Here is a 332-nt window from a genome sequence, read left to right on the forward strand (position 1 = left end):
CCGTGGGCACCCTACCGCGTCCAAACCGGCTCACGCCGAAGATTTACGAGCCAAGGTCATTGATGCTGTGTTGCTTGTCACCCCCGAGCCGGTCACCGCCACTCCAGACAGTTTCAATGACCGGGCAGGACCCATTACTGTGACACTCGGCAATGCCACGTTTAAGACATGCGGTTGTGCTGGTCAGTGGATTACTGAAGTGAGCGCGGCAGCAGTCAAGAAAGGGCTTATTTCCAGTAGCATTCATGTCACTAAAGGAGGATATTTGCCGTATGACAACAACTCGAAAGACACTCACACTAAAGGCGGAACGCTCGATTTGCGTATGCGGT

The 332-nt window shown here is 53.3% G+C and carries 1 protein-coding gene; it reads left to right on the forward strand.

Features of this window, described 5'->3' with window-relative positions; all coding sequences use genetic code 11:
• Positions 1–67 precede the first annotated feature (67 nt).
• A partial coding sequence (locus RMT89_RS41885) for a hypothetical protein (protein ID WP_315888999.1) occupies positions 68–332 on the forward strand: 265 nt, incomplete at its 3' end.

This window comes from Streptomyces sp. P17 (assembly GCF_032436805.1).
Classification (GTDB): Bacteria; Actinomycetota; Actinomycetes; order Streptomycetales; family Streptomycetaceae; genus Streptomyces.